The 24,861-nt window shown below is 70.0% G+C and carries 23 protein-coding genes and 3 pseudogenes; 15 read left to right on the forward strand and 11 right to left on the reverse strand.

All coding sequences use genetic code 11. From position 1 onward, the window contains the following. Nucleotides 1–172 precede the first annotated feature (172 nt). Nucleotides 173–2,212, forward strand: coding sequence for a DNA helicase RecQ (recQ, locus tag DNK56_RS21565; RefSeq protein WP_111339458.1), 2,040 nt, complete (start codon nt 173–175; stop codon nt 2,210–2,212). 46 nt (nt 2,213–2,258) lie between these two features. Here the strand turns inward: recQ and fahA are convergent, their stop codons facing one another. After that, nucleotides 2,259–3,413, reverse strand: a complete 1,155-nt coding sequence (gene fahA / locus DNK56_RS21570) for a fumarylacetoacetase (protein WP_241990050.1) — start codon at nt 3,411–3,413, stop codon at nt 2,259–2,261. Between the two features lie 64 nt (nt 3,414–3,477). Between fahA and DNK56_RS21575 the strand changes: the two genes are divergently transcribed. Next, nucleotides 3,478–4,056 (forward strand): IS607 family transposase, encoded by a 579-nt coding sequence (locus DNK56_RS21575; protein ID WP_111337209.1) that lies wholly within the window; start codon nt 3,478–3,480, stop codon nt 4,054–4,056. Then, nucleotides 4,049–5,697, forward strand: a pseudogene (locus DNK56_RS21580) (IS200/IS605 family accessory protein TnpB-related protein). Before DNK56_RS21575 ends, DNK56_RS21580 begins: the two are co-directional and overlap by 8 nt. Before the next feature lie 249 nt (nt 5,698–5,946). On the opposite strand, the gene DNK56_RS21585 reads toward DNK56_RS21580, so the two are convergent. Next, a complete protein-coding gene (locus tag DNK56_RS21585) occupies nt 5,947–7,971 on the reverse strand; it encodes a CocE/NonD family hydrolase (protein ID WP_111337211.1) in 2,025 nt (674 codons plus the stop codon). A gap of 9 nt (nt 7,972–7,980) precedes the next feature. Continuing rightward, nucleotides 7,981–9,480, reverse strand: a complete 1,500-nt coding sequence (locus DNK56_RS21590; RefSeq protein WP_111337213.1) for a peptide MFS transporter — start codon at nt 9,478–9,480, stop codon at nt 7,981–7,983. A gap of 157 nt (nt 9,481–9,637) precedes the next feature. Between DNK56_RS21590 and DNK56_RS21595 the strand changes: the two genes are divergently transcribed. From DNK56_RS21595 to DNK56_RS21605, 3 genes and pseudogenes are all read left to right on the forward strand, one after another. After that, nucleotides 9,638–10,648 (forward strand): polyprenyl synthetase family protein, encoded by a 1,011-nt coding sequence (locus tag DNK56_RS21595; protein ID WP_111337215.1) that lies wholly within the window; start codon nt 9,638–9,640, stop codon nt 10,646–10,648. Between the two features lie 251 nt (nt 10,649–10,899). Next, the gene (locus DNK56_RS21600) at nt 10,900–12,156 is read left to right on the forward strand and encodes a LolA family protein (protein ID WP_111337217.1); all 1,257 of its coding nucleotides are present in this window, start codon (nt 10,900–10,902) and stop codon (nt 12,154–12,156) included. Between the two features lie 250 nt (nt 12,157–12,406). Continuing rightward, nucleotides 12,407–12,535: pseudogene (locus DNK56_RS21605) on the forward strand (ABC transporter permease); the annotation flags it as partial. 104 nt (nt 12,536–12,639) lie between these two features. On the opposite strand, the gene tnpA reads toward DNK56_RS21605, so the two are convergent. Beyond that, complete coding sequence (tnpA, locus tag DNK56_RS21610) at nt 12,640–13,068, reverse strand: IS200/IS605 family transposase (protein WP_111337219.1); 429 nt, start codon at nt 13,066–13,068, stop codon at nt 12,640–12,642. Between the two features lie 23 nt (nt 13,069–13,091). On the opposite strand from tnpA, the gene DNK56_RS21615 reads away from it, so the two are divergent. Then, on the forward strand, nt 13,092–14,447 hold the full coding sequence (locus tag DNK56_RS21615) for an RNA-guided endonuclease InsQ/TnpB family protein (protein ID WP_199563574.1): 1,356 nt from the start codon (nt 13,092–13,094) through the stop codon (nt 14,445–14,447). Between the two features lie 123 nt (nt 14,448–14,570). Here the strand turns inward: DNK56_RS21615 and DNK56_RS21620 are convergent, their stop codons facing one another. Then, nucleotides 14,571–15,707 carry an RNA-guided endonuclease InsQ/TnpB family protein gene (locus DNK56_RS21620; protein WP_241989740.1) on the reverse strand — a complete coding sequence of 379 codons (1,137 nt, stop codon included), beginning with the start codon at nt 15,705–15,707 and terminating at the stop codon, nt 14,571–14,573. A 156-nt stretch (nt 15,708–15,863) separates the two neighbouring features. On the opposite strand from DNK56_RS21620, the pseudogene DNK56_RS21625 reads away from it, so the two are divergent. Both DNK56_RS21625 and DNK56_RS21630 read left to right on the forward strand, forming a co-directional pair. Beyond that, nucleotides 15,864–15,965: pseudogene (locus tag DNK56_RS21625) on the forward strand (ABC transporter permease); the annotation flags it as partial. 239 nt (nt 15,966–16,204) lie between these two features. Continuing rightward, nucleotides 16,205–16,795 carry a TetR/AcrR family transcriptional regulator gene (locus DNK56_RS21630; protein ID WP_111337221.1) on the forward strand — a complete coding sequence of 197 codons (591 nt, stop codon included), beginning with the start codon at nt 16,205–16,207 and terminating at the stop codon, nt 16,793–16,795. A 7-nt stretch (nt 16,796–16,802) separates the two neighbouring features. On the opposite strand, the gene DNK56_RS21635 is transcribed toward DNK56_RS21630, so the two are convergent. The 4 genes from DNK56_RS21635 to DNK56_RS21650 are packed head-to-tail and all read right to left on the reverse strand — an operon-like array spanning nt 16,803 to nt 18,925. Continuing rightward, nucleotides 16,803–17,609 (reverse strand): HAD family hydrolase, encoded by an 807-nt coding sequence (locus DNK56_RS21635; RefSeq protein ID WP_111337223.1) that lies wholly within the window; start codon nt 17,607–17,609, stop codon nt 16,803–16,805. 33 nt (nt 17,610–17,642) lie between these two features. Then, nucleotides 17,643–17,852, reverse strand: a complete 210-nt coding sequence (locus tag DNK56_RS21640) for a DUF397 domain-containing protein (protein ID WP_111337225.1) — start codon at nt 17,850–17,852, stop codon at nt 17,643–17,645. Nucleotides 17,853–17,879: 27 nt separating this feature from the next. Beyond that, nucleotides 17,880–18,092 (reverse strand): DUF397 domain-containing protein, encoded by a 213-nt coding sequence (locus tag DNK56_RS21645; RefSeq protein WP_111337227.1) that lies wholly within the window; start codon nt 18,090–18,092, stop codon nt 17,880–17,882. Continuing rightward, entirely contained in the window at nt 18,089–18,925 is an 837-nt protein-coding gene (locus DNK56_RS21650; RefSeq protein ID WP_111337229.1) for a helix-turn-helix domain-containing protein, read from the reverse strand. Before DNK56_RS21650 ends, DNK56_RS21645 begins: the two co-directional genes overlap by 4 nt. Before the next feature lie 163 nt (nt 18,926–19,088). On the opposite strand from DNK56_RS21650, the gene DNK56_RS21655 reads away from it, so the two are divergent. The 6 genes from DNK56_RS21655 (at nt 19,089) to DNK56_RS21675 (ending at nt 23,317) form a co-directional block, all read left to right on the forward strand. Next, nucleotides 19,089–19,301: a hypothetical protein gene (locus DNK56_RS21655; protein ID WP_241990051.1), complete on the forward strand. Its 213-nt coding sequence runs from the start codon at nt 19,089–19,091 to the stop codon at nt 19,299–19,301. Further along, the gene (locus DNK56_RS35510) at nt 19,298–19,462 is read left to right on the forward strand and encodes a hypothetical protein (protein WP_199563658.1); all 165 of its coding nucleotides are present in this window, start codon (nt 19,298–19,300) and stop codon (nt 19,460–19,462) included. Before DNK56_RS21655 ends, DNK56_RS35510 begins: the two co-directional genes overlap by 4 nt. A 265-nt stretch (nt 19,463–19,727) precedes the next feature. After that, nucleotides 19,728–21,056 carry a histidine--tRNA ligase gene (hisS, locus tag DNK56_RS21660; RefSeq protein ID WP_111339459.1) on the forward strand — a complete coding sequence of 443 codons (1,329 nt, stop codon included), beginning with the start codon at nt 19,728–19,730 and terminating at the stop codon, nt 21,054–21,056. A 47-nt stretch (nt 21,057–21,103) separates the two neighbouring features. Then, on the forward strand, nt 21,104–21,715 hold the full coding sequence (locus DNK56_RS21665; RefSeq protein ID WP_111337233.1) for a hypothetical protein: 612 nt from the start codon (nt 21,104–21,106) through the stop codon (nt 21,713–21,715). A gap of 187 nt (nt 21,716–21,902) precedes the next feature. After that, nucleotides 21,903–22,580, forward strand: a complete 678-nt coding sequence (locus DNK56_RS21670; RefSeq protein ID WP_111339461.1) for a hypothetical protein — start codon at nt 21,903–21,905, stop codon at nt 22,578–22,580. 113 nt (nt 22,581–22,693) lie between these two features. Further along, complete coding sequence (locus DNK56_RS21675; protein ID WP_111337235.1) at nt 22,694–23,317, forward strand: hypothetical protein; 624 nt, start codon at nt 22,694–22,696, stop codon at nt 23,315–23,317. Nucleotides 23,318–23,320: 3 nt separating this feature from the next. Here DNK56_RS21675 and DNK56_RS21680 read toward each other — a convergent pair whose 3' ends face one another. Together DNK56_RS21680 and rarD are read right to left on the reverse strand one after the other, a co-directional pair. Beyond that, entirely contained in the window at nt 23,321–23,770 is a 450-nt protein-coding gene (locus tag DNK56_RS21680; protein WP_446750406.1) for a VOC family protein, read from the reverse strand. Between the two features lie 67 nt (nt 23,771–23,837). Further along, entirely contained in the window at nt 23,838–24,794 is a 957-nt protein-coding gene (gene rarD, locus DNK56_RS21685) for an EamA family transporter RarD (protein ID WP_111337239.1), read from the reverse strand. Nucleotides 24,795–24,861: the final 67 nt, after the last annotated feature.

Raw genomic sequence — 24,861 nt, forward strand, 5'->3', positions numbered from 1 at the left:
ATAGCGGAGCTATCGGGGTGTTTCGGTAACGCGGCGAGGTGCCGCACCAGGCGTCGTGACCCCGGCCCTGATCCGTCGGACACACCCTAGGGTGGCAGGGAGAGCGCTGGACGCAGCGGGAGCGGTGCGGTACCGGGGGAACAGAGCGATGAGCGGGACGGGCGTGACGGACATGACCATCGACGGGACCACGGGCGGGGCGGCCGCCGCGGCCGAGAGCGAGGCGCGGCGCACGCTGCACCGTGTCTTCGGTTACGAGGCGTTCCGCGGCGAGCAGGAGGCGATCGTCGACCACGTGGTGGCCGGCGGGGACGCCGTCGTGCTCATGCCCACCGGCGGCGGCAAGTCCCTCTGCTACCAGATCCCGGCCCTGGTCCGGCGCGGCACCGGCGTCGTGATCTCCCCGCTGATCGCCCTCATGCAGGACCAGGTGGACGCGCTGCGGGCGCTCGGCGTGCGGGCCGGCTTCATCAACTCCACGCAGGACTTCGACGAGCGCCGCTCGATGGAGGCCCAGTTCGTCGCCGGCGAGCTGGACCTGCTCTACCTCGCCCCGGAACGGCTGCGCCTCGACACCACGCTGGCGCTGCTGGCGCGCGGCGAGGTCTCCGTCTTCGCGATCGACGAGGCGCACTGCGTCGCCCAGTGGGGCCACGACTTCCGCCCCGACTACCTCGCCCTGTCCGTCCTGGGCGAGCGCTGGCCGGACGTCCCGCGCATCGCCCTGACGGCCACCGCGACGAACGCCACGCACCAGGAGATCACCCAGCGCCTCGGCATGCCCGACGCGAAGCACTTCGTGGCCAGCTTCGACCGGCCCAACATCCAGTACCGCATCGTCGGCAAGGCGGACCCGAAGAAGCAGCTGCTCTCCTTCCTCAAGGAGGAGCACACCGGGGACGCGGGCATCGTCTACTGCCTGTCCCGCGCGTCCACGGAGAAGACCGCCGAATACCTCTGCCGCAACGGCATCGAGGCCGTCCCGTACCACGCGGGGCTCGACGCCGGGACGCGCGCGGCCCACCAGTCCCGCTTCCTGCGCGAGGAGGGCCTGGTCGTCGTGGCGACGATCGCCTTCGGCATGGGCATCGACAAGCCGGACGTCCGCTTCGTCGCCCACCTGGACCTGCCCAAGTCCGTCGAGGGCTACTACCAGGAGACCGGCCGGGCCGGCCGTGACGGCGCCCCGTCCACGGCGTGGATGGCGTACGGCCTCCAGGACGTCGTCCAGCAGCGCAAGCTCATCCAGGGCGGCGAGGGCGACGAGGCCTTCCGCCGCCGGGCCGCCGCCCACCTGGACTCGATGCTGGCCCTGTGCGAGACCGCGCAGTGCCGCCGGGCCCAGCTCCTCACGTACTTCGGCCAGGAACCGGCCGCCGCCTCCTGCGGCAACTGCGACACCTGCCTCACCCCGCCCGAGACCTGGGACGGCACGGTGGCCGCGCAGAAGCTGCTCTCCGCAGTGGTCCGCCTCAAGCGCGAGCGGAACCAGAAGTTCGGGGCCGGCCAGATCGTCGACATCCTGCTCGGCCGCCGCACGGCGAAGGTCATCCAGTTCGACCACGACCAGCTCTCGGTGTTCGGCATCGGCGAGGAGCTGAACGAGGCGGAGTGGCGCGGCGTGGTCCGCCAGCTCCTCGCCCAGGGCCTCCTGGCCGTCGAGGGCGAGTACGGCACGCTGGTCCTCACGGAGGCGAGCGGCGCGGTCCTGGGCCGGGAGCGCGAGGTCCAGCTCCGCAAGGAGCCGAAGAAGCCGGCCGCCTCCCGGTCCTCGTCCGGCCGGGGCGAGCGCAAGCCCAAGGCGGCGGTCGCCGCCGATCTCCCCGAGACGGCCGTCCCGGTCTTCGAGGCCCTGCGCGCCTGGCGCGGCGCCCAGGCCAAGGAGCTGGGCCTCCCGGCCTATGTGATCTTCCACGACGCGACCCTGCGCGAGATCGCCACGGTCCGCCCGGCGACGCTCGGCGAACTGGGCGGCATCAGCGGCCTGGGCGAGAAGAAGCTGGCGACGTACGGCGAAGCGGTGCTGGAGGTGCTGTCCGGCCTCGCCCCGGCCACCCCGGCCACCCCGGACACCCCGGACACCCCGGCCCCCAGCACCCCGGACACCCCGGCCCCGGCGGCGAAGCCCCCGGCCCCCAGCACCCCGGCCCCCGCCGCCCCCGCTCACGACGCCGAGTTCGGCTGGGACGAGGAGCCCCCGGAGTACGAGTGAGCCGGCCCCTGCCGTCTCGGCCGCTCCGGCCGCCCCGCAGGCCCCCTCAGCCGGTCGGGGTCACCCGGCCCGATACCTCGCCGAGGCCCACCCGCGTGCCGTCCGGTCCGGGGGCCCAGGCGGTGAGGGTGACCGTGTCGCCGTCCTCCAGGAAGGTGCGCTTGCCGTCCGGGAGGTCCAGCGGGTCGCGGCCGTTCCAGGTGAGTTCGAGGAGGCAGCCGCGCTGGCCCGGCTCGGGTCCGCTGACAGTGCCCGAGGCGTACAGGTCGCCGGTGCGCAGCGAGGCGCCGTTGACCGTCATCTGGGCGAGCTGCTGCGCGGCCGTCCAGTACATCGTGGCGAACGGCGGCTCCGCGACGACGTGCCCGTTGATCGCGACGGACATCCGCAGGTCGTAGCCGCCGGGCTCGTCCTCGGCGGAGTCGTCCAGATAGGGGAGGACCGGGAGGTCGCGGGCGGGCGGCGCGGTGCGGGCGGCGTCCTGGGCCTCCAGCGGGGTGACCCAGGCGGCGACGGAGGTCGCGAAGGACTTGCCCAGGAACGGGCCGAGCGGGACGTACTCCCAGGCCTGGATGTCGCGCGCCGACCAGTCGTTGAGCAGCGAGATCCCGAAGACGTGGTCCCGGAAGTCGGCCAGCGGCACGGGCGTGCCCTGCTCGGAGGGGGTGCCGACGACGAAGCCGACCTCCGCCTCGATGTCGAGCTTCCCGGACGGGCCGAAGACGGGCGCCGGGTCGGCCGGGGCCTTGCGCTGTCCGGCCGGGCGGACGACCTCGGTGCCGGAGACCACGACGGTGCCCGCGCGCCCGTGGTAACCGATCGGCAGGTGCTTCCAGTTGGGGGTGAGGGGCGACTCGGCGTCCGGGCGGAAGATCCGGCCGACGTTGGAGGCGTGGTGCTCGCTTGCGTAGAAGTCCACGTAGTCCGCGACCCGGTACGGCAGATGCGGCGTCACCGTGTCCAGGTGGTGCAGCAGCGGTTCCATGTCCGCGCGGTGGGCGGGGACGGTCACCCAGGCGGTCAGCGCGCGGCGCACATCGCGCCAGGCGGTGCGCCCGGCCCCGAGCAGGGCCATCAGGTCGGGCTGGGCCAGCAGCCGGGCGTAGGGCGAGCCGAGGGCGAGCGCGGCGGCCCCGGCGTCCAGGACGTGGTCGCCGATGCGGACGCCGACGCGCGGCTCCGGCCGGTCGGGGGTGGTCAACTGTGCGCCTATACAGTCGATTGAGTGAGTGTTAAAGCGCTTGAGCGATGTTACGATCTTGCTCGTGAACCTTACGGAGTGGGCTGAAGCGAACGGTGTGCATCGGCAGACCGCGTATCGATGGTTCCGTGAGGGAACGTTGCCGGTGCCTGCGGAGCGGGTCGGACCGCGCACGATCCTGGTGAACATCGAAGCGAACTCCTCACCGTCCGTGACGGGTGGTGTGGGCTTGTATGCCCGTGTCTCCTCGCACGATCGGAAGCAGGACTTGGAGCGCCAGACGGCCCGGCTCGCCCAGTGGGCCGCGAAGGCTGGGCACCGGGTCGTGCGGATCGAATCCGAGATCGCTTCCGGTATGAACGGCTCGCGTACCAAGGCCCGTCGTCTGCTCGCCGATCCGGACGTGGCCACGGTCGTGGTCGAGCACAAGGACCGGCTTGGCCGGATGAACGTCGAACTGGTCGAGGCCGCGCTTGCCGCTTCCGGGCGTCGTCTGGTGGTTCTGGACGAGGGCGAAGTCGAAGACGATCTGGTGCGGGACATGGTCGAGGTGCTGACCTCGTTCTGCGCCCGCCTGTACGGCCGGCGCTCCGCGAAGAACCGGGCGGAGAAGGCTCTTGAGGCGGCTGCCGCCGATGACTGAGCCGAAGAAGAAGCAGCTCCGCACCATCGACGCGCCGTTCGTCGCCCCGGCCCGTCCGGTGTCGCGATCCGCGACCGGCTCAAGCACCTCACGCCGGAAGACGACAAGGTGCTGCGCCTGGTCGGCGGACACCTCGGACACCTGGCGTCCCGCGATCTCAAAGCCCGCTGCCAGGACGCGGGCGACCATTCCACCGATACGTGGGCGGCGCGTAAACAGGGCCTGACGGCAGCCTCGTCCTCGCGGTGGGCCGGAGCCATTACGAAAGCCACGCACGATCAATGGGCGCTCTCACGTCGCTGCCGGCTCGCCCACATCCAGGGCCTTGAGGCCGGTGTCCGCACGCTGACGCACCGCCTCTCGCAACCACTCGGCGAGAAGGGCACCAAGCGTGCCCTGGGCGGCTACCGCTCCAAGAGCGAGTGGTTCCGGAAAGCTCGACGCCTGACGATCCTGGAACACCGCCTCGACGTCGCGCGTGCCGACCGTGAGAACGGTGTCGTGCATGTCGTGCGTGGCGGCCGGAAACTGCTGGGCAACCGGCACAACCTCGAAGCCGCCCGGCTCACCGAGGCCGAGTGGCGGGAACGCTGGGAGGCCGAGCGTTGGTTCCTCGCGGCCGACGGCGAGTCGGGGAAGCGGTATGGGAACGAGACGATCCGCGTCACCCCCGACGGCGAGGTGTCCATCAAGCTCCCGGCCCCGCTCGCGGAGCTGGCGAACGCCAAGCACGGACGCTACGTCCTCACCTCGAAGATCGCGTTCGCGCACCGGGGCCAGGAATGGGCCGACCGCATCGAGAGCAACCGGGCTGTGGCCTATCGCATCCACCTCGATGTGGAGCGTGGGCGCTGGTACCTCACCGCCTCGTGGCAGCGACCGGTGGTCCGGACGATCCCACTTCAGACCGCACGCGCAGCAGGCATGATCGGCGTCGACACGAACGCCGACCACTTCGCCGCCTACCGGCTCGACATCCACGGCAACCCGGTCGGAGACCCGCGCCGCTTCTTCTACGACCTGTCCGGCACCGCTGAACACCGTGACGCGCAGATCCGGCACGCCATCACCCAGGTCCTGTACTGGGCGAAACGCTGTGGCGTCGCCGCCATCGGCATCGAGAACCTGGACTTCACCACCGAGAAGACCCGCGAGAAGCATGGTCGCAAAAAGCGGTTCCGGCAGCTCATCTCCGGCATTCCCACCGGGAAGCTGAAGGCCCGACTGGTCTCGATGGCAGCCGAGGCCGGTCTGAGTATTGTCGCGGTCGATCCGGCCTACACCTCGATGTGGGGCGACCAGCACTGGCGCAAGCCGCTGACCGCCCCACGACGAAAGATGTCCCGTCACGATGCCGCCGGCATCGCGATCGGGCGACGCGCCCTCGGGCACCCGATCCGGCGACGGACGGCACCGCCCCCGCAGCACCAGAGTGATGCAGCGGGGCATCGGACCGTACAGGCCGATCGTGGTATCCCAGGGCGTGAGGAAACCCGCCCACCCGTCACGGAACGTGCACACGATGCACTCTGCCAAACGGGGACACAACAGGGAACGCGGGGGACCAGCGCATCCAAAACCGTTCGGGATGCGCGCAGTACCAGGCAGTGGGTCCAAGACCCACTCCTGCTCACTGATTAGGAACGGTGGAGAACACGCCGTAGGGCAGGTTGTGCGGGCCGAAGGGATCGTCCTCGGGCACATCGAGCGGGCTGCTCTGCTCGGGCATCTGTCGCTGCCTCGCTTTCCGGGTCGCTTGCATGACACGTCGGGTCGCTTGCACGACACGTTACGTCGGGGCCGTTGCCCGGGCGGTGTGCCTGACGGCCGCCACCCGGACGGTGCCCCGACCATCCCCAGTGCCCCGGAAAGTACGCCCTACCCGTCGTGTCACCCGGAGGTGCGCGGGATGCTCTTCTCCCAGGTGCGGTGGAAGACGACCTCGCCGCCCTCGGTGCAGACGACCTCGTCGGTGGTGTGGAAGGCGTCGGCGTCGGCGGTGATCTCGGAGCGGGTGTCGATCTGCACGTCCCAGGACATCTCCGGCCGGTGCAGCCGGATCGTCCAGTCGGAGCGGGTGCGTGCGGAGAGCGGGTCGTCCTCGCGGACGGTGTACGTCTCCCGCGCGTCCTCGGTGAACTCCAGGCCGTCCGGGTAGACGCGGGTGCCGCCGTAGCGCGGGTCCACCTCCAGGCGCCACTCGCCCGCGGCGACATCGCGGACCACCAGCCGCTCCGGGCGCGGCGTGTCCAGCGTCTCCGGGTACACCACGCCCAGCGGTTCGGCCTGCTCCGGCTCATCGAAGGAGATCGCGGGGTCCTCGGTCTCCCCGCGCACCGGGAGTTCGACGAGGCTGCCGTCCGCCTCCAGGGTGAAGCCCGCCGAGCCGGCCTGCGGCCAGATCCAGGGCCAGTACGAGGAGGAGACGGCGAGCCGGATGCGGTGGCCGGGCGGGAAGGTGTGGCCGATGCCGTTCAGCTCGAAGGTGACGTCCTCGGTGGCGCCGGCGGGCCAGTCCTCGGTGCGGTCGCGGCCGTTGCGGGCGGCCAGGTTGAGCGCGCCGCGCGTGACGAGGGTGGAGGAGCCGTCCGGGGCGACATCGCAGAGCCGGGCGATCGCCTGACCGCGCGGCACGTCCATCCGGATGCGCAGCCGCACCCTGGGCCGGCCCAGGATCTCGATGGGCGCGTCGGCCACCGGGAACTCGAAGCAGAGCGACTTGGCGTCCTCGTCGCGCTGGTCGGGCGGCAGATCGGCGTCGTTGCCGAAGGGGAAGAAGCGCCCGGCGTCGAGCCCGGTCTGCTGCGGCGAGCGGACGAGCTGCGGGCCGCCCTGGAGGGCGTACGCCACCGGGGTGATGTTCTCCGAGGGCCAGGCGTTCTCGGCGGCCCAGCGGCCGGGCAGCGTCTCGTAGACGGTGGCGGGCGGGTGCGACTCGCTGATCCAGGCCCGCAGCAGCGGCTCCTCCAGGACTCCGGTGTCCTTGTCCTTGAGGTGCTGGTCCCACCAGCGCAGGGTCTCCTGGAGGAAGCCGATGGCCGGTCCGGGCGGCAGCCCCCGGTCGGGGTACTGGTGCGACCAGGGCCCGATGATGCCGCGCACCCGCGCCGGGTCCAGGTGCTCGACGAGCCGGAGAACGGTGTCGCGGTACGGGTCGTGCCAGCCGCCGACCGCGAGGACGGCGGCCTCGACGGCGGAGTAGTCCTCGCAGACGCTGCCGTGCTTCCAGTAGGCGTCGCGGGTCTGGTGGGCGAGCCAGGTGTGGATGAAGGGGTTCACCGCCTCCAGCCGGTCGAGCCACATCTTCCGCCAGTCGCCGCCGACGTCCGCCGGGTCGGGCGGCCGGCAGACGAAGGCCAGCATGGTGGCCGCCCAGGCGTGCATGTCCACGGCGAGGACCGAGCCGCCCATGTAGTGGACGTCGTTGTCGTAGCGGTCGTCGGTCGAGCACACGGTGACGACGGCCTTCAGCGGCTCCGGGGCCAGCGCGGCGATCTGGAGCGAGTTGAAGCCGCCCCAGGAGATCCCGAACATGCCGACCCGGCCGGAGCACCACTCCTGCTGGGCCAGCCAGTGGATGACGGCCACCCCGTCCGCCAGCTCCGTCGCGTCGTACTCGTCGCCCGGCATGCCCTCGCTGTTGCCGTGGCCGCGCACGTCCACCCGGACGGAGGCGTAGCCGTGTCCGGCGTACCAGGGGTGGCGCTGCCAGTCGCGCGGCGCGGTCCAGTCGCTCAGCCGGTACGGCAGGTACTCCAGGAGCGCGGGCACGGGCTCGTCCGTGACCGGCCGCCAGATCCGCGCGTACAGCTGGGTGCCTCCCCCAGAGCTTGAAGCCTGGGAGGTGCCCCCTTCGAGCGGGATGTAGAGGTCCTCGTGGGTCGTCTCGTACGGGAACGCGGTCTGGATGTGCATGGGCGTACCTCAGTGGACGGGGTGCATGGTGCGCTTGAGCCAGGGGGCGGCGGCGATGACGGCCGCGCCGGCCGCCACCGCGACAGCGCCATTGACACCGAAGTAGGCGGGGTTGGACACCTCGCCGTACAGCTTCACGATCTGGGCCTGGATGCCGTTGGCGAGGGCCAGCGAGAGGAACCAGAGCGCCATGGTCTGGCTGGCGAACGCCTTCGGGGCGAGCTTGGTGGTCGCCGACATGCCGGAGGTCTCCAGCAGGATGTCGCCGAGCCCGAGGAGCAGATAGGAGCCGACGATCCACCAGGCGGCCATCTTGTAGGTGTCGCCGGAGTGCCCGGAGGTGGGCAGGACCATCAGCAGGAAGGAGAGCCCGCCCAGGATCACTCCGATGGCGATCTTGTTGGAGGCATGCGGCTGGCGCGGCCCCATCTTCGCCCAGACGGCCGCGACCACCGGGGCGAGCGCCACCTCGAAGGCGCCGAGCGCGGAGGCGTACCAGCTCGCCGGGAAGTGGAAGCCGAAGATCTCGGTACGGGCGTTGGTCGAGGCGAGCAGCATCATCGTCGAGTACGCCTGGAAGAGGATGAAGTTGAACACCACGGAGGCCAGGAACAGCACCACGTACGGGCGCAGCCTGCCGCGTTCGGCGGCGGTGACCCGGGGGCTGCGGAACATCACCGCGAAGTAGACGACGGGCGCGATCACCGAGATCAGGGTGAGCAGGTCCACGAACCGGTCCATGGTGAGCCACCCGGCCAGGGCCAGCGCGGTCGCGACGGCCGCGACGACGACGGCCCCGGCGGCGATCAGCCGGACGGCGCGGCGCATGGGGCCGGGGGCCAGCGCGAATTCGGCGGTGTGCTTTCGCCCGGCCAGGTGACGGCGGCCCGCCACATACTGGATGAGGCCCAGCGTCATGCCGAAGGCGGCGGCCGAGAAGCCCCAGTGCCAGCTCGCGTGGTCGCCGAGCCAGCCGGTGATCAGCGGTCCGAGGAACGCGCCGATGTTGATGCCCATGTAGTAGAGGGCGAAGCCCGCGTCCCGGCGCTCGTCGTCCGTCCGGTAGAGCTTGCCGACCATCGTGGCCACATTGGGCTTGAGCAGGCCCGTCCCGGCGCTGATCAGCCCGAGCCCGACCCAGGTCATCGCGTCCGTGGGCACCGCCATGGCGTAATGGCCGCAGGCGATCAGGATGCCGCCGTAGAGCACCGCCCGGTACGAGCCGAGGATGCGGTCGGCCAGCCAGCCGCCGGCCACCGACACCAGATAGACCAGCGTGCCGTACGCGGCCGAGACGGAGGCGGCGGTCCCGGCCTCCATGCCCATGCCGCCGTGTGCGACCGTGTCCGCGAAGTAGAGGACGAGGATCGCCTGCATGCCGAGGAACGAGAACCGCTCCCAGACCTCCAGGCCGGACAGGGTCATCAGGCCGCGCGGCTGGCCGAAGAAGGCGTGGTCGTCGGCCGGCGGCGGCTGCTCCGGTTCCGTGGCGGCGGCGGTGTGGGACAAAACGGCAACTCCTGATCGTATGAGCTGATCTCGAACATACCGGCGGTGGCGGGAAGGCGCCCACGGTGATCCGAAGACGACCGGATACGCTGACATCAGTGGTTGACAACGACACATCGACATTCCGTGTGATCGTCAGCAGACAGGAGATCCCCTCGTGACCGTCGTCGGGCCGTTCGGACTGAGCGTGCGGGACCAGGCTCTTGAGGCCGGTGTCCAGGCCGGTTTGGCTGCTGTCGAGTCGGGCCTGCTCGAAGCCACCAAGAGCGACGTGCCCTTCATCACGGAAGCCGCCCAGCACCTGGTGCGCGCGGGCGGCAAGCGGTTCCGTCCGCTGCTCGCGATGCTGGCCGCCCAGTTCGGCGACGCCGACGCGCCGGGCGTGGTGCCCGCCGCCGTCGTCGTGGAGCTGACCCACCTCGCGACGCTGTACCACGACGACGTCATGGACGAGGCCGATGTGCGGCGCGGTGTGCCCAGCGCCAATTCCCGCTGGGGCAACTCGGTCGCCGTACTGACCGGCGACTTCCTCTTCGCGCGCGCCTCGCACATACTGGCCGACCTGGGCCCGGAGGCCGTCCGCATCCAGGCGGAGGCGTTCGAACGCCTGGTCACCGGCCAGATCCTGGAGACGGCCGGCCCGCGCGACGGCCGCGACCCGGTGGCGCACTACCTGGAGGTGCTCAGCGGCAAGACCGGCTCGCTGATCGCCGTGGCCTGCCGGTTCGGCGCGATGATGTCCGGCGCCGACGAGTCCACGACGGACATCCTCACCCAGTACGGTGAACGGCTCGGTGTCGCCTTCCAGCTCGCCGACGACGTCCTGGACATCGCGTCGGACTCCCACGAGTCCGGCAAGACCCCCGGTACGGACCTCCTGGAGGGCATCCCGACCCTCCCCGTCCTGCATCTGCGGGCGCAGGCGGCGGCGGACGGCAAGCCGGACGACCTGGCCCTCGTCGAACTGCTCGACGGCGACCTCGGCGACCCGGACCGGCTCACCGAGGCGCTGCGCCTGCTGCGCGCGCACCCGGCGCTGGCCCGGGCCCGCCGGGACACCGTGCGGTACGCGCAGGAGGCGCGGGCCACGCTGGGGCCGCTGCCCGAGTGCTACGCCAAGCTCGCCCTGGAAGAGATGTGCGACGCGGTGGTCCACCGCGCCGGCTGACGCCTCTCCCGGAGCCCGGAGCCCGGAGCCCGGAGCCCGCGCGGCCCCAACCCCTACTGGACGGGGGAGAATCGGCGCTCCATCGTCATACCGAAGAGGTACGCGGAGTTGCTCCCCCGGGTTGACGCTTTCCGCAGCCCGTTTTGGTCGGATGGAGACACAACCACTCCTGACCAAAACGGGTGAGAATGGCGGCACGGAGTGGGCGAGCGCATCCCGAGGAAGCCGCCGACCACGGAGGTAGGGCACACATGGCACCGAACGACAGCGCGGAGACCACCGGCACGGCCGCCGGCCGGAGCGCCGGGAGCCGCCGCAGGGCGGCCCGCTACATCGTCCCCGTCGCGGTGGCGGGGGTGGCGGCGGCGACCATCGGTCTGGTCCCGGCGCTCGCCAGCTCCGGCGACCCCGACCTGCCGGAGATCACCGCGCAGGAACTCATCGAGAAGATCGCCGCTTCGGACACCGAGCAGTTCTCCGGCACGGTGAAGATCAGCACGGACCTGGGCATCCCCTCCGTGGGCGGCCTGGCCGGCTCCTTCCTGTCCGACGCGGGCAAGAGCGGGCGCGGCGGCGAGGACACGTCGAGCGCCGACCCGCAGAGCAAGCTCACCGAGCTGGCCTCCGGCACGCACACCCTGCGCGTTGCCGCGGACGGCCCCGACAAGCAGCGGCTCTCCATCCTGGACGACGCCGCCGAGTACAGCCTGATCCACAACGGCGACCAGGTCTGGGCGTACGACAGCGCGACCAACGCGGTGTACCACGCGGAGGCCGACGCCAAGGACAAGGCCCCGCGCCACCAGGACCGGGCCGTCCCCGAGGGCGTCCCGACCACCCCGAAGGCCCTGGCCGAGCAGGCGCTCGAAGCCGCCGACGGCACCACGTCCGTCACGGTGGACGGCACCGCGCGGGTCGCCGGGCGCGACGCGTACCGCCTGGTCCTCAAGCCGGAGCAGAGCGGCTCCACGGTGGGCTCGATCACCGTCGCCGTGGACGCGGAGAACGGCGTGCCGCTCAAGTTCACGCTCCGGCCGAGCGGTGGCGGCAAGGCCGTCGTGGACGCCGGTTTCACCTCGGTCGACTTCGGGAAGCCCGCCGCGTCCTCCTTCACCTTCACCCCGCCCAAGGGCGCGAAGGTCACCGAGGCCGACGAGGCGGCCGAGCGCCACGAGAAGGACGCCCGCGAGGCCACCGAGAAGGCCCGCGGCGACCTGCGCGCCTTCGAGGACGAGGGCGCCCCGAAGATCATCGGCAAGGGCTGGAACAGCATCGCCGAGATCAGGACCCCGGGCGGCGCCGCCCTGCCGACCGAGGCGACGAAGGGCGTCCCGCCGCAGGCCCAGCAGTTCCTGGACGCCCTCGGCGACAAGGTCACCGGCAAGTTCGGCTCGGGCACGGTCTTCAAGACGCGCCTGATCAACGCGCTGATGACGGACGACGGCCGGATCTACGTCGGCGCGGTCACCAAGGACGCGCTGGTCGCCGCGGCGAACGACGCGAGCTGACGCACTGCCGTACCCCTTCCGCCCGCCCCGCCGCGCGCACCTCGCGCGGCGGGGCGGGGCGGGGTGCGACCGCCGGCTGAAGTGACCCCTCGAAGTCCGACACTTCCGTTCTATGCCGCGAGGTCGAGTCGTTGTCGGTAGCGGGTTCTCGCTTCGTACGGCGTGATGTAGCCGATGGTCGAGTGGATCCGCTTCCGGTTGTAATGTTCCGCGATCCACCGGAAAACGTTCTGCCGGGCCCTCCTTCACGCGGGCGACGGTCGGCCTGCTGATCACCGTCCAGATCGTGGACAGCATCCCGCAGCTGAGCGGCATCCACCCCTACCTGTTCCCGCACTACTGGCTGTCCTTCTCGGACCTGGTGCGCGACCCCGTCTACCTCTGATCTTGGCCAGTGCTCCGCCCTTCAGGGCGGGGGTGAAGGCCACCCTTGGCGCGGAGGCGCGCAGCGCCGGAGTTCGCTGCGAGCCTCCGGGGCAACGGTCAGACGGGCCGCTTCTGGTTCTCGATGTACTGCTTGACCACGGTCAGCGGTGCGCCGCCGCAGGAGCCTGCGAAGTAGGAGCCGGACCAGAAGTGTCCGCCCCACAGATATCGGCGCACGTGGCTGTCGTACTCCTTGCGCAGCAGCCGGGCCGAGACTCCCTTGAGGCTGTTGACCAGCTTGGAGAGCTGGACCTTTGGCGGGTGGTGCACCAGGAGATGCACGTGGTCGTCCTCGCCGTTGAACTGTTTCAGCTCGGCCTCGAAGTCGCTGCACACCTCCCGCATGATCTCTTCGCACCGCGTCAGCATGGCGTCGGTCATGGCCTTGCGTCGGTACTTCGTTACGAAAACCAAGTGGACGTGCAAGTTGTAGACGACGTGACGTCCTGTGCGTACATCGGGATTGGGGTTCCATCGTGGTGACATAAACCTATGCTAGGGTGAAGATCATGGGTCAGGAAATCGCGTACGAGAAGCGGCAGTTCGGGCACCGCGCCCGACTGGCGCTCACTCCTGCGCAAGTCCGGCTCATGGACGACCAGGGCCACGCGGCGCGTACGACGTGGAACCTGCTGCACGACTTCTGGACGATGACGCCGAAGTACCGCCGCGACTTGAAGGCTGCGGACGAGGCGATCCGGCAGGCCCGCAAAGAGATCGACTGGCTCGGTGTGCTGCCCGCACAGGCGGCACAGGCCGTCCTCAAGACGTATTTCCAGGCATGGAAGAACTGCTGGGAAGGACGGGCGGACGAGCCGAACTTCAAGGCCCGCATCCGCACTCCGCTGACGGTGGACGTGCCGCAGGGCCGGGATCTGAACATCGTTCGGATCAACCGCCGCTGGGGCGAGGCCCAGATCCCGAAGATCGGACGGGTCCGGTTCCGCTGGACCCGCGACCTTCCCATCGGCAAGCGGGCCGACACCGACAACCGGATCACCGGGGCACGGCTGGTCAAGGACTCGCTCGGCTGGCACATCGCCTTCCGCGTCCAGACCCGAGAGGCCGTCCCGGCCCCGCACACCGGTCCCGAGATCGGCATCGACTTCGGCGTGAACCTCCCCCTCGCCCTATCGGACGGCAACCACCAGGACCACAGCCACGCGCCGCGCCTTCCCGACGGCACCGCCGACCGGGACAAGTGGCTCACCGAGAAGGAAAAAACCGTGCTGCTCCGCCTTGAGCAGCACGCCGCACGTCTCAAGCAGCACCGCAAGCGCGGAGAGAAGTTCTCAGGCCGCCTGCGCGCTGTGTACCGCCGGATCGGCAGACTCCGAGCAACAGCCACGCGACGAGCAACCGACTGGCAGCACCAGACCACCACCATGCTCGCCCGCACGTATGGCGTGATCGTGGTGGAAGACCTGCACATCACGAACATGACCAAGAGCGCCAAGGGCACCATCGAGGAGCCGGGCAGGAACGTCGCGGCCAAGGCCGGACTGAACCGCTCCATAGCCCAAGAGGCATGGGGCCGGACCATGACCATGCTCGGGTACAAGACCGCCCGAAACGGGGGCACCCTGGTCAAGGTCCCGGCCCCGTACACCTCCCAGCGCTGCCACGCCTGCGGGCTCGTCACACCCGGCAGCCGCGAGGACCAGGCCACGTTCGTGTGCAAGAACAGCATGTGCGGATGGACCGGCAACGCCGACGAGAACGCGGCCCGGAACATCCTGCACCTGTACCGGATCGGCCACACCGTGGTCATCCCGGCTGCCGGGAGGGCAGTCGTCAGGCGGCGTAAGCCGTCCAACCCACCGGCGCAAGCCAGGCGGGAATCTCCCTCGTTCACGAGGGAGTGAGCTTCAATGGGACGAGGTGGTCAACTTCTCGGCCTTGAAGGACCGGGCTTGTCACCCGATCGTCCAAGGCTGTGATTGCAAGTGGAGCGCGACTGGCTGCCGCGTGGTCCCCTGCGTCCGGTCCTACCTTGCGGTGGGACTGGGGCGGTTGACTGCGCCCCGCTGCCACACAGACATCGCCCGGTGGGCGATGTTGCGGGAGCCGTTGTGGTCCGCGTGCGTAATCACGCCGCAGGACCGGCACTCGAAGCGGGCCTGGGAGACCCGGTTGGCGCGGTGGGTGTGCCAGCACTCCGAGCACTGGCGGGAGGTGTTCCTCGGGTCCACGTGGACCACCGGGACACCGGCCCGCCGTGCCTTGTAGGCGACGAATGCGCCGAGCTGGGCGAATGCCCAGGAGTGCAGCTTGGCCCGCTGGTCCTTCTTGGCCGTAACCCTGGCGCGGATACCGGACAGGTCTTCCAGTCCGATTCCCCGCGAGGTGCGTTCAGCGGTGGCAACAAGCGTCTTGGCGATGATGTGGTTGGTGTTCGCCGCGTGCCGGGCTTCCCGGCGGCGGACGCGCTTCAGGACCCGCTTGGCGGACTTGGTGCGCTTTTTCTGCAACTTCTGCCGCAGGTCACGGTGCCGCTTGCGGTACCGGTTCAACCGGCGCCCGGCAAGGATCTCGCCGTCGGACGTGGTGGCGATGTTGACAATCCCGAGGTCCACACCGAGGAAACCGTCCGGCTCGAACAGTTCGGGTTCGGGCACGTCGATGGTGGCGACCAGGAAGAACATCCCGTCCCGCGCCACCAGGTCCGACTCGCCCTTGCGCGAGGCCAGCAGGCGCATCGCTTCGGGCGAGCAGACGAACGGAATCCGCTTGAGCCTGCCGGCCACCGTCCAGATGGAGACGGTCCGGGTGTCCAGGTTCCAGGTCAGCATCCGGTCGTCGTACGGCTGGGCCGCACCTTCCCGGAAGCCGATCGGCCTGGACTCGGCACGGGCGCGCCGCTTTGAGCCCTCACGGCCGAGGTTCCCGGCCTTGATGTTGGCCTTGAGCGTGGTGTACGCGTCGCACACCTTCGTGATCGTGCGCACCGCCGCCTGCGCCCCGAGGTCGAAATCGGTCCGGAGCCGGTGGTAGACGGCGTCCTGCAACACGTTCCGCCGCTTGAGGTCCTCGGCGAACGCCACCTCGGAGGCCGCATTCGCGGCCCGGTTGCAAGCACGCAGGGTCGCTGCCAGTGCGTCCGCGTCATACGCGGACACGGGCATTAGTTTCACCTGCGCGACAATCTTCAAGCAGAAAACCCTAGTAGGGCTGACCGCAGGAGATCCAGTTGAGGTACCGGCAGATGCGCGGCGAACTCCGGCGCTTTGCGCCTCCGCGCCAAGGATCAATTCCTCCCGGGGCCGAACCCCGGGCTTCCTTGGAGAAGTCAGGTGAAGAACCTGGGGCTCCAGGCGGTGTACGCGGCGGTGTTCGGCTCGGCGGCCTGGGCGCGGTTCACGGCGAAGGACATCACGGCCTGAGAACGGCCTGAGAACGGCCTGAGAACGGCCTGAGAACGGCCCGAGAGGTGGGGGCGGCAGCCGTACCGTCGGCCGGCGAGCCGTCCCCCGATCGGCTCGTCGCGGCACGAACGGCACGAACGGTGCGAAAACGAAAGGAACGAGCCGACACGGTACGTTCCGTTTCCGCCAGAGCATTGTTCGGGTTATCACGACGGGCTGTCAACAAGGATTGGCTCGAACACACCTATGCTCACCGAATGAACACATCGCCGAGTTCGCTGCGCCGGAGCGAGAGCTCACGCAGGGCGACGCTGCAAGCGGCCCTGGACCTGTGTACGGAGCGGGGCTACGGCCGGGTCACGATCGAGGGCATCGCGGCGCGGGCGGGCGTCAGCAAGAAGACGATCTACCGCTGGTGGCCCTCGAAGAGCGCGATTCTGCTGGAAGCGTTCACGGAGATGCTGGTGTCCGCGACCCCGTTCATCGACACCGGGGACATCGCGCAGGACCTGCGCACCCACATCACGGGCGCGGTCGCGGTCCTCGGCGTACCCCCGTTCGGCCCGGCCTACGCGGGCATCCTCTCCGAGCTGCACCACGACGACGAGCTGGCCGAAACTGTACGCACGCAGCTCATCGGACCGCGCTTCGATGAGGCGGTCGGTCGGCTCCGCAGCGCGCAGGACCAGGGGCAGATCCCACCGGGCGCGGATCTGCGGCTGGCGGTCGAGATGCTGTACGGCCCGCTGTACTACCGCCATGTGCTGCGCAAGCCGATGCAGACGGAGCAGGAGGTGTCGAACCTGGTGGACCACGTGCTGCGGTCGCTGGGGGCGGCGTCGGGCTGAGCGCGCCTCAGCGGAAGAGGCGTTCCAGCACGACGGCTATGCCGTCCTCCTCGTTGGACAGCGTGACCTCGTCGGCCGCCGCGCGCAGGGCCGGGTGGGCGTTGCCCATCGCGACGCCGTAGCCGCAGGCGCGGAACATCGGCAGATCGTTCGGCATGTCCCCGAAGGCGATCGCGGACGCCGGGTCCACCCCCAGCTCCTCGGCGGCAAGCGCGATTCCGACGCCCTTGTCGACGCCGTACGGCTGGAGCTCGACGGTCCCGGGACCGGAGTGCGTCACGGTCACCAGGTCCCCGACGACCGCGCGGGCCTCGGCGGTCAGCGCCTCGTCGCTCAGCTCCGGATGCCCGATGAGCACCTTGATCACCGGCGCGGCCCACAGCTCGCCCCGGTGCCGGGTCCGCTGCGCGGGCAGCGTGGCGTGCGCCGGCCGGTAGCCGGGCTCGGCCGGCGTCAGCCCCTCGGGCCCGTCCTGGTCCACCGCCGCGAACACCGGGCCCACCTGCGCCTCGATCTTCCCCAGCGCGGCGTCGGCCGCCTCCCGGTCCAGCGTCACGGCCCGGACCGTACGCCGCGCCCCGGCGTCGTACACCTGGGTTCCCTGCCCGCACACGGCGAGCCCCCGGTACCCGAGCCCGTCGAGCAGCGCCCGTACGCCCGGCACGGGCCGCCCGGTGACGACGAGATGCCGGGCCCCGGCCCCTCGTACCCGGTCCAGCGCGGCCCGCGAACGCGGACTGACGGTGTCGTCGCCACGCAGCAGGCTGCCGTCCAGATCGGTGGCGACGAGGGAGTACGGGGGCGGGGTGGGCATGCCGACCAGCGTAGGCGGTGCCGGGAACCCGGCTCAGACCGCGTGGAACCCGCCCTGCTTGGCCCCGGCCACGAAGGCGGCGAACGCGTCGGCGCGCAGGGCGAGGGCGGGCCCGCCCGGGTTCTTGGAGTCCCGGACGGGCACGGTGCCGGTGGTGGCCACGAGGTTGGTGGCGACTTGGACGCAGTCGCCGCCGTTGTCGCTGTACGAGGAGGTGTACCAGCGGGGCGTTTCAGTGGCCACGGAGCTTCCCTTCGTAAGGGGGGCGGGTCAGACGGTGGTGTCGAACCCGCCGTCCTTGATACCCGTCACGAAGGCGGTGTACGCGTCGGCACGGAGGCCGAGGGCGGGGCCGCTCGGGACCTTGGAGTCCCGGACGGGGACCGTGCCGGTGGCCGGGGCGAGGTTGGTGGCGACCTGAACGCAGTTGCCGCCGTTGTCGCTGTAGGAGGACGTGAACCAGCGGGGGGATTCGGTCGTCACGAGGTGCCCTTTCGCAGTTGCCTGATCATGGCCACGGACGCTCCTTGGGAGAGAGCTTCGGCCTGTAGCTGATGGTAGGCCGTCAACATGGGTAGTACTGACGTACTTTCACGGTCCAGATGCCCTTGCGTCTGAGACTCGGCATAGCAGATGACGGACCGATCCGGAAGAGTCAGGAGATTGACGGGCAGGTTGAGGGTGCGCCGTTCTCCTATCGCGTACGGTGCGATCTGGAGCAGGGTGTTCGGCATCTCGGCGAACTCGATCAGGCGCGCCAGCTGGGCGTCCATGACGTCCGGTCCACCCACGGGGCGACGGATGCAGCTCTCGTCCATGATGACGAACAGCATGGGCGGCTTGGGACGTACGAGGGCTGCCTGGCGCTCGGCCAGGAACGAGACGCGCTCGTCTGCCTGTTCCTGTGTGATGGTCCCGCGCCGCACCGCGCTGTCGGCCAGCACGCGCGCGTACTCGGGTGTCTGCAACAGCCCCGGAATGATCCCGATGTCGTACAGGCGGAGTTCGGCGGCTCGCCCCTCGTAGCCGACGTACTGCGGGAAGCCCTCCAGGAGTGAACCGTGCCGGATCTTCCGCCACTCCTGTTCGAACGTGTCAACGGTTTCCTCGATGCCGAACGCCCTGTCAGCACTGCGCGAAAATCGGAGGGTTGGCATCTTGCGACCAGTTTCCACGGCCGAGACGTGGGTGGCGGAGTAGCCCGTCCGCTCGGCCAGCTCCTCCTGCTTCCAGCCGCGAGCCTCGCGCAGTCTGCGGATACGTGCTCCGAAGGCTGCCTGCGGGCTGCTGTCGGGGTCTAACTCCTTGCGGTTCAAGAGCTGTCACCGACCTTTCGTTCGTAACCGGCACGTTGAACAGTCCCCGACTCTAGGCCACTCTGAACCCGCTTGGTAGTGGAATGGCTACGGAGAGGAATATCTCGTGTGCGCTGGTACCGAACAGACCGGGCATAACGCCCAGAATCCCCCAACTCCCGTTGTGGGGGCGATCGTCGTGGACGTCGCCCGCTGGGAGCAGCCCTTGGTCGGTGAGTTCCGGGGGGTCGTCGGCCCCTACTGGATGCTCCGGGCTCCCAGGGGTGGCACCGAGTGGGAGGTGCGCCCCGAGCACACGCGGGAGGCCACGCCGGCCGAGCGTCTGGCGGCGCGGACCGCGCGGGAGAACGCCCGGAGCCGGGGTGAGGTCGCATGAGCGCTCAGCCGGACCGGGAGGCGGCCGAGGGCTGCCGTACGTGCGAACAGTTCGACCTGGAGGAGGCCGTGGCCCGCGCGGAGGGAGACGGCAGCCGCGAAACGGACTGCCGCGTACTGCGCCGCCGCCACGTCACGGCGGACCACGACGACCGCGCCTGAAACCACCCGCCTCGACGGCCGGCCGGCCGGCCGGTCAGACCGGCCGCCAGGCCCTCGCCTCGTCCGCACCGTCGGCGCGGTGAGTCGAGCAACGACACCACCAGCGCCGTCGCGGTGCTCCACGACCTCAAGATCGACTACGCGTATTCACGGAACAGCTCTCGGCTCTGGCCTGCTGCGAGGTCCAGTGCGCCGGCGTGGAGCGGACGAGACACCCTCGCGTCGTGTTTTGCTCCGAGGCGATGGCTTCCGGGACTATGACCGCATGGCCTCCATGAAGCAGTTCGACCCCGCATCCGGGACCCGCGATTTCCTCGCCGCCGAGTTCGAGCGGCGCGAACGCGCTTTCGCGACCATCCGTGCAGTGTTCGCCCGGTACGGCTTTCAGCCACTCCAGACCCCGGCGTTCGAGCGGCTGGACGTGCTCACCGGCAAGTACGGAGACGAGGGCGACAAACTGATCTTCAAGATTCTTCGGCGCGGTGAGCACGAAGCCACCGGAGAGGCCGACCTTGCCCTTCGCTACGACCTCACGGTCCCTCTGGCCCGCGCGGCGGCAGCGTACGGCAGTCAGCTTCCGTCGCCGTACAAGCGGTACGCCATCGCGCCGGTGTGGCGGGCAGACCGGCCGGGCAAGGGGCGGTTCCGCGAGTTCGTCCAGTGCGACCTGGACATCGTGGGCTCGTCCTCGCCACTGTCCGACGCCGAGATCGTCCTGGCGCTGCACGACGCCCTTGAGGCGCTCGGCGTGCCCGAGTTCCGTTTCCTGGTGAACTCGCGGCGCGCCCTGTTCGGTCTGCTGGAGGCGTACGCCGTCCCGGAGGAGCTTGGTTCCGGTGCGCTGATCACCCTCGACAAGCTCGACAAGCTTTCGCCGGAAGCCGTCGTAAACGAGTTGGTAGCCAGTCGTGGCCTGTCATCGGAGGTGGCACAGGGCTTGGTCGATGATCTCACCGCGCCCGATGCGGTCGAGCGGGTCAGGGGAGAGCTGAAGTCCAATGAAACCGGTCAGGCTGGTTTGGCGGAGGTGGATCGACTGCTGGAACTCACCAAGGGCGCGATCCCGGCCGAGCGCATCGCGTTCACGCCAAACCTCGTGCGCGGGCTCGACTACTACAGCGGCATCATCTTCGAAGTAGTCGCCCCCGGCATGCCCGGATCGATTGCGTCCGGTGGCCGGTACGACGGTCTCATCGGCCGCCTTGGGGGCAAGGAATCCCCCGCCTGCGGCGGCTCACTGGGCATTGAACGCATCCTGCCCCTGCTCTCACAGGCAGACGAAGCCACCTACTCACAGATTGATGTGGCCGTCACGGTCATGGGCGAGGAGCAGGCAGCCGACAGCTTTCGGCTTGCGGCCGAGATTCGCCGTGTCGGAGTTCGTACAGGTGTCTACCTCGGGTCAAGTGGGAAGTTCGCCAAACAGATGAAATGGGCCAGCGACCAAGGAGCCCGTTTCTGCGTGATCTACGGCGCGAACGAACGCGAAGCCGGTACGGTCACACTGCGGGACATGGATAGTGGAGAACAGGTCCAGGTCCCGCTCGACCAGGCTGCCGCAGAACTCTCGCGGCGGTGCGCACCATCCAGTTGACACGCAGTGGACCTGTTCCGTTGCCGGCTCGTTCCGAGGAGGAACGGATGGGAACGCAAGGAGATCGCATCTTCCGGGTCACTGCCGAGAGGGGGTTTCCGGACCCATGGCTCAGCTTCGGGGACTCCCTCTGTGATGAGGCTGCCCTGAGCACGGAACTGACGCGTGCCATCAGCAAGGCGCGTAAGGAGCCCGCAGACGGGACGCGCGCAGAGGTGACCCGGCTTTTCCAGGTGAAGAAGGCGAACCTTCGCCTCTGCGCGGGCATTCTTGATCAGGTTCTGAGCGACTACGACGCATCCGGTATGTGGGGCGTGCTGGACGAGCGAGCCGGCAGGCTCGACATCGTGGACGTGTTGGAGACCTGGGGCCGCACCCAAGCGCTGCACCCGTTCCCCGTCGTGCTCAGGAGCCTTGAGTTCAACTGGGGCTACATGAAGGAGCACGGCGTCCGGGTGTTCTACGAGATGACGCGGGGCTACGTCTCACGGCTCCAGGAGAACACCGAGCGGTGGCATGAAGCCTGGAACGGTGAAGTCGCTACCGGGGTGGTGGACCGCATCACGTCCGTCGAGTGCGACCTTGCCAGCATCGAAGCGCCGATGCACTGCGACGTGTGCAAGAAGACGATCACGGCGTTGCTGTACCTCGACGAGTAGCCCGCGGTGACGCACTGGGCATAGCGGAGGCCCCCGCTCCGGCACGCGACCTGCCCAGGGTTTGCCGGCCGGAACGGGGGCTTCTCTGCCAATCTCCCGGCCAACACAAGACTGCAATTTTTGCTGGCAAACCAGGAAACTCTTCCCCGAGCGGGCACCTGTGCCGCTCTTCAACGGGAGGATTTTCATGTCGGACGTCTGGGACCCGCACGGCAGCCTGCGGCGTGCGCTGTGGATCGGGGGCGCGCAGTGGGCCGGGAAGAGCACGGTCGCCGAACTCGTGGCCGGGCAGTACGGGTTGACCGCGTACCACTACGACTACCACGACGCCCGCGGCCACCAGGACCGCCGGATCGCGCGGCGGGTGGCTCGCGGGGAGCCCGTGGCGGACCCCGCCCCCGAGCAGGTCTGGGTGGACCGGAGCCCGGAGGAGATGGACGCCGAGACGCTGGCCGGCTTCCCGGTCCGGTTCGACTGGGCGCTGGATGATCTGCGCGCCCTGTTCACCGGCCGCCCGGTGATCGCCGAGGGATGGGGGCTGCGGCCGGAACTCGTCGCGCCGTTGCTCGACTCGCTCCGGCGCATGGTCGTGCTCGTCCCCACCGAGGAGTTCCGGCAGCACCAGCTCCGGACGCTTCCCCGCGCGGGGGCCCTCGGCGTCCCCGTCGCCGACCCGGCCCGCGCCCAGGCCAACCGCCTGGCCCGGGACCGGCTGGTGGGCGAGGACGCGGTACGGAACGCCCGCCGCCTCGGCATCCACGTCATCGAGGTGGACGGAACGCGCGACGCGACGGCCGTGGCGACGGAGGTCGCCGAGCGGTTCGCCCCATACCTCCCCCCGAGACCGTCGTGCGCCGGGTCATGACCCGTAGGTGTGCGAAAACCCGTTCCGGGTAAGCGAGTCGGATGGACTCTGCGGCGGGGGCGGGGGCGGGGATGGCTGCGACGGTGGGCAGAGGGCGGCGTTTCTGGAGGGCGTTGACCGATACGGACGCGTGGACGCCCCGGCGGCCCCTGCTCTCCGGGGCGCTCGCCGCGCTCGGGTGCGGGCTGCTGCTGACCGGGGCCGGGGTCATGGCGGTCTTCGCCCACGGCGTGCCCGGATACGTGCAGATCCTGTACCTGGTGCCCGTGCTCGGGGGCATGTTCGGCGTGCTGCGGCTCGGGATTCCGGAGGTGCGGTACGCGCTGCCGATGCTCGTACTCGCCGTACTTCTGATCGCCACGGTGCCGGCCGGCTTCCGCAGCGCGATCCTCGACCTGCGCGGCGAGCACGTGCAGGTCACGGTCACCGAGGTCGTGCACGAGGGGGGCCGGTCGTACGCCTCCTCCAACCAGTACCACCGCTGCAAGGTCGAGGCGGTGGACGGCCCGCTCTGGGTCAAGAGCGACGACTCCAAATGCGGCGCCGCCACCCGCCCCGGTGACCGCTTCCAGATCCTGCGCGACCCCGGCAACCTGGTCAGCGCCTCCACGGACGACAGCACCCCGGTCAGCTTCACGCTCCTGGTGCCGGCGGTGGCCGGCGCACTGCTCCTACTGACGATCCTGGGCGCCCGCAGCCTGAACCACACCACCACCAACCAACACCAAAAAGCCTGACGCCTACTCGACGCAGAACTCGTTGCCCTCCGGGTCCGTGAGGATCGTCCACGTGCCGCCCGGTTCGTCCACCTCGCGCTGGACCTTCGCGCCCAGGGCCTCCAGGCGGGCCACCTCGGCGGCGCGGCCGGCCGGGCCCGAGCGGAGGTCGAGGTGGAGGCGGTTCTTCACCGTCTTCGGCTCCGGGACGCGCTGGAAGAGCAGGCGGCGGCCCCGGCCGGCCCCGCTGTCCTCGTCGTAGGGGTCGTCCGGGTGCCGCGCGGCCGCCAGGTCGAGCCAGGCGCGGCGGCCGTGGGCCATGGTCGTCACGGCCTCCGGTACGGCCCCGAGGCCCAGGAGGCGTTCGATCTGGGGGCTGTTGTCCTCGACCTCGTACCCCAGGGCCCCGGCCCAGAAGCCGGCCTGGGCGTGCGGGTCGGCGGCGTCGATGACGACCTTCCATTCAAGAGTCATGCCCCGCATTCTGTCCCGGAGCGACGGCCGCCGCTCGGATATTCGGCGACCGCCTCCGCCTCGCCGGTCAGGTCACCCGGGCCGCCCGCCGCGACCCGGTACGCGCGCCGCCCGGACGGGCGGCCAGCGCCCTGGCCCGCGTACGCCGGGCGGTCCGCAGCGCGTCCCACGTCAGCACCGCCAGGGCCAGCCACACCAGGCCGAAGCCGGCCCACCGCTCCGCCGGCATCTCCTCGTGGAACCAGGCCACCCCGAGGATGAACTGGGCGACCGGCGTCATGTACTGGAGGAGCCCGATCGTGGACAGCGGGATGCGGATCGCGGCGGCCCCGAACAGGATCAGCGGCACCGCCGTGACGACACCGGTCGAGGCGAGGAGCGCCAGGTGCCCGGGGCCCTCCGACGTCAGCGTGGCGGCTCCCCGTGCGCTCAGCCACACCAGATAGCCGAGCGCGGGCAGGAAGAGCAGCGCGGTCTCCACGGTCAGCGACTCCAGGCCGCCCATGTCGACCTTCTTCTTGACCAGGCCGTACGTCGCGAAGGAGAACGCCAGGATCAGCGAGATCCAGGGCGGCTTCCCGTAACCGATCGCCAGCACGAGCACCGACGCGGCGCCGGTCGCGACCGCCGCCCACTGCGCGGGGCGCAGCCGCTCGCCCAGCAGCAGCACGCCCATGCCGATGGTGACCAGCGGATTGATGAAGTAGCCGAGGGACGCCTCGACCACATGGCCGCTGTTCACGGCCCAGATGTACAGGCCCCAGTTGACGGTGATCGTCGCCGCCGCCACGCCCAGCATCCCCAGCTTGCGCGGCTGCCGCAGCAGCGGGCCGATCCAGGACCAGCGGCGCAGCACGAGCAGCAGGATCGCCACCACGCCGAGCGACCACACCATGCGGTGGGCCAGGATCTCCACCGCCCCGGCCGGTTTCAGCAGCGGCCAGAACAGCGGCACCAGGCCCCATATGCCGTACGCGCCGAACCCGGAGAGGAGCCCGGCCCGCTGGTCATTCGTTCCCTGCACGGGCCCTCCCGGTGCTGTCTGTCGTACAACCCTCAACCAGAGGACGGTAACGCCGACCGGGGCCGGT

The sequence above is a fragment of the Streptomyces sp. AC1-42W genome, assembly GCF_003248355.1.
Taxonomy (GTDB): Bacteria; Actinomycetota; Actinomycetes; order Streptomycetales; family Streptomycetaceae; genus Streptomyces.

What these genes read in the sequence shown, in the direction of transcription:
- recQ (WP_111339458.1), top strand. Translation starts at nt 173, where the DNA reads ATGACCATCGACGGGACCACGGGCGGGGCGGCCGCCGCGGCCGAGAGC.
- DNK56_RS21630 (WP_111337221.1), top strand. Translation starts at nt 16,205, where the DNA reads ATGAACACATCGCCGAGTTCGCTGCGCCGGAGCGAGAGCTCACGCAGG.
- DNK56_RS21615 (WP_199563574.1), top strand. Translation starts at nt 13,092, where the DNA reads ATGGGTCAGGAAATCGCGTACGAGAAGCGGCAGTTCGGGCACCGCGCC.
- hisS (WP_111339459.1), top strand. Translation starts at nt 19,728, where the DNA reads ATGGCCTCCATGAAGCAGTTCGACCCCGCATCCGGGACCCGCGATTTC.
- DNK56_RS21665 (WP_111337233.1), top strand. Translation starts at nt 21,104, where the DNA reads ATGGGAACGCAAGGAGATCGCATCTTCCGGGTCACTGCCGAGAGGGGG.
- DNK56_RS21585 (WP_111337211.1), bottom strand. Translation starts at nt 7,971, where the DNA reads ATGCACATCCAGACCGCGTTCCCGTACGAGACGACCCACGAGGACCTC.
- DNK56_RS21635 (WP_111337223.1), bottom strand. Translation starts at nt 17,609, where the DNA reads ATGCCCACCCCGCCCCCGTACTCCCTCGTCGCCACCGATCTGGACGGC.
- DNK56_RS21680 (WP_446750406.1), bottom strand. Translation starts at nt 23,770, where the DNA reads ATGACTCTTGAATGGAAGGTCGTCATCGACGCCGCCGACCCGCACGCC.
- DNK56_RS21670 (WP_111339461.1), top strand. Translation starts at nt 21,903, where the DNA reads ATGTCGGACGTCTGGGACCCGCACGGCAGCCTGCGGCGTGCGCTGTGG.
- DNK56_RS35510 (WP_199563658.1), top strand. Translation starts at nt 19,298, where the DNA reads ATGAGCGCTCAGCCGGACCGGGAGGCGGCCGAGGGCTGCCGTACGTGC.
- DNK56_RS21600 (WP_111337217.1), top strand. Translation starts at nt 10,900, where the DNA reads ATGGCACCGAACGACAGCGCGGAGACCACCGGCACGGCCGCCGGCCGG.
- DNK56_RS21620 (WP_241989740.1), bottom strand. Translation starts at nt 15,707, where the DNA reads ATGCCCGTGTCCGCGTATGACGCGGACGCACTGGCAGCGACCCTGCGT.
- tnpA (WP_111337219.1), bottom strand. Translation starts at nt 13,068, where the DNA reads ATGTCACCACGATGGAACCCCAATCCCGATGTACGCACAGGACGTCAC.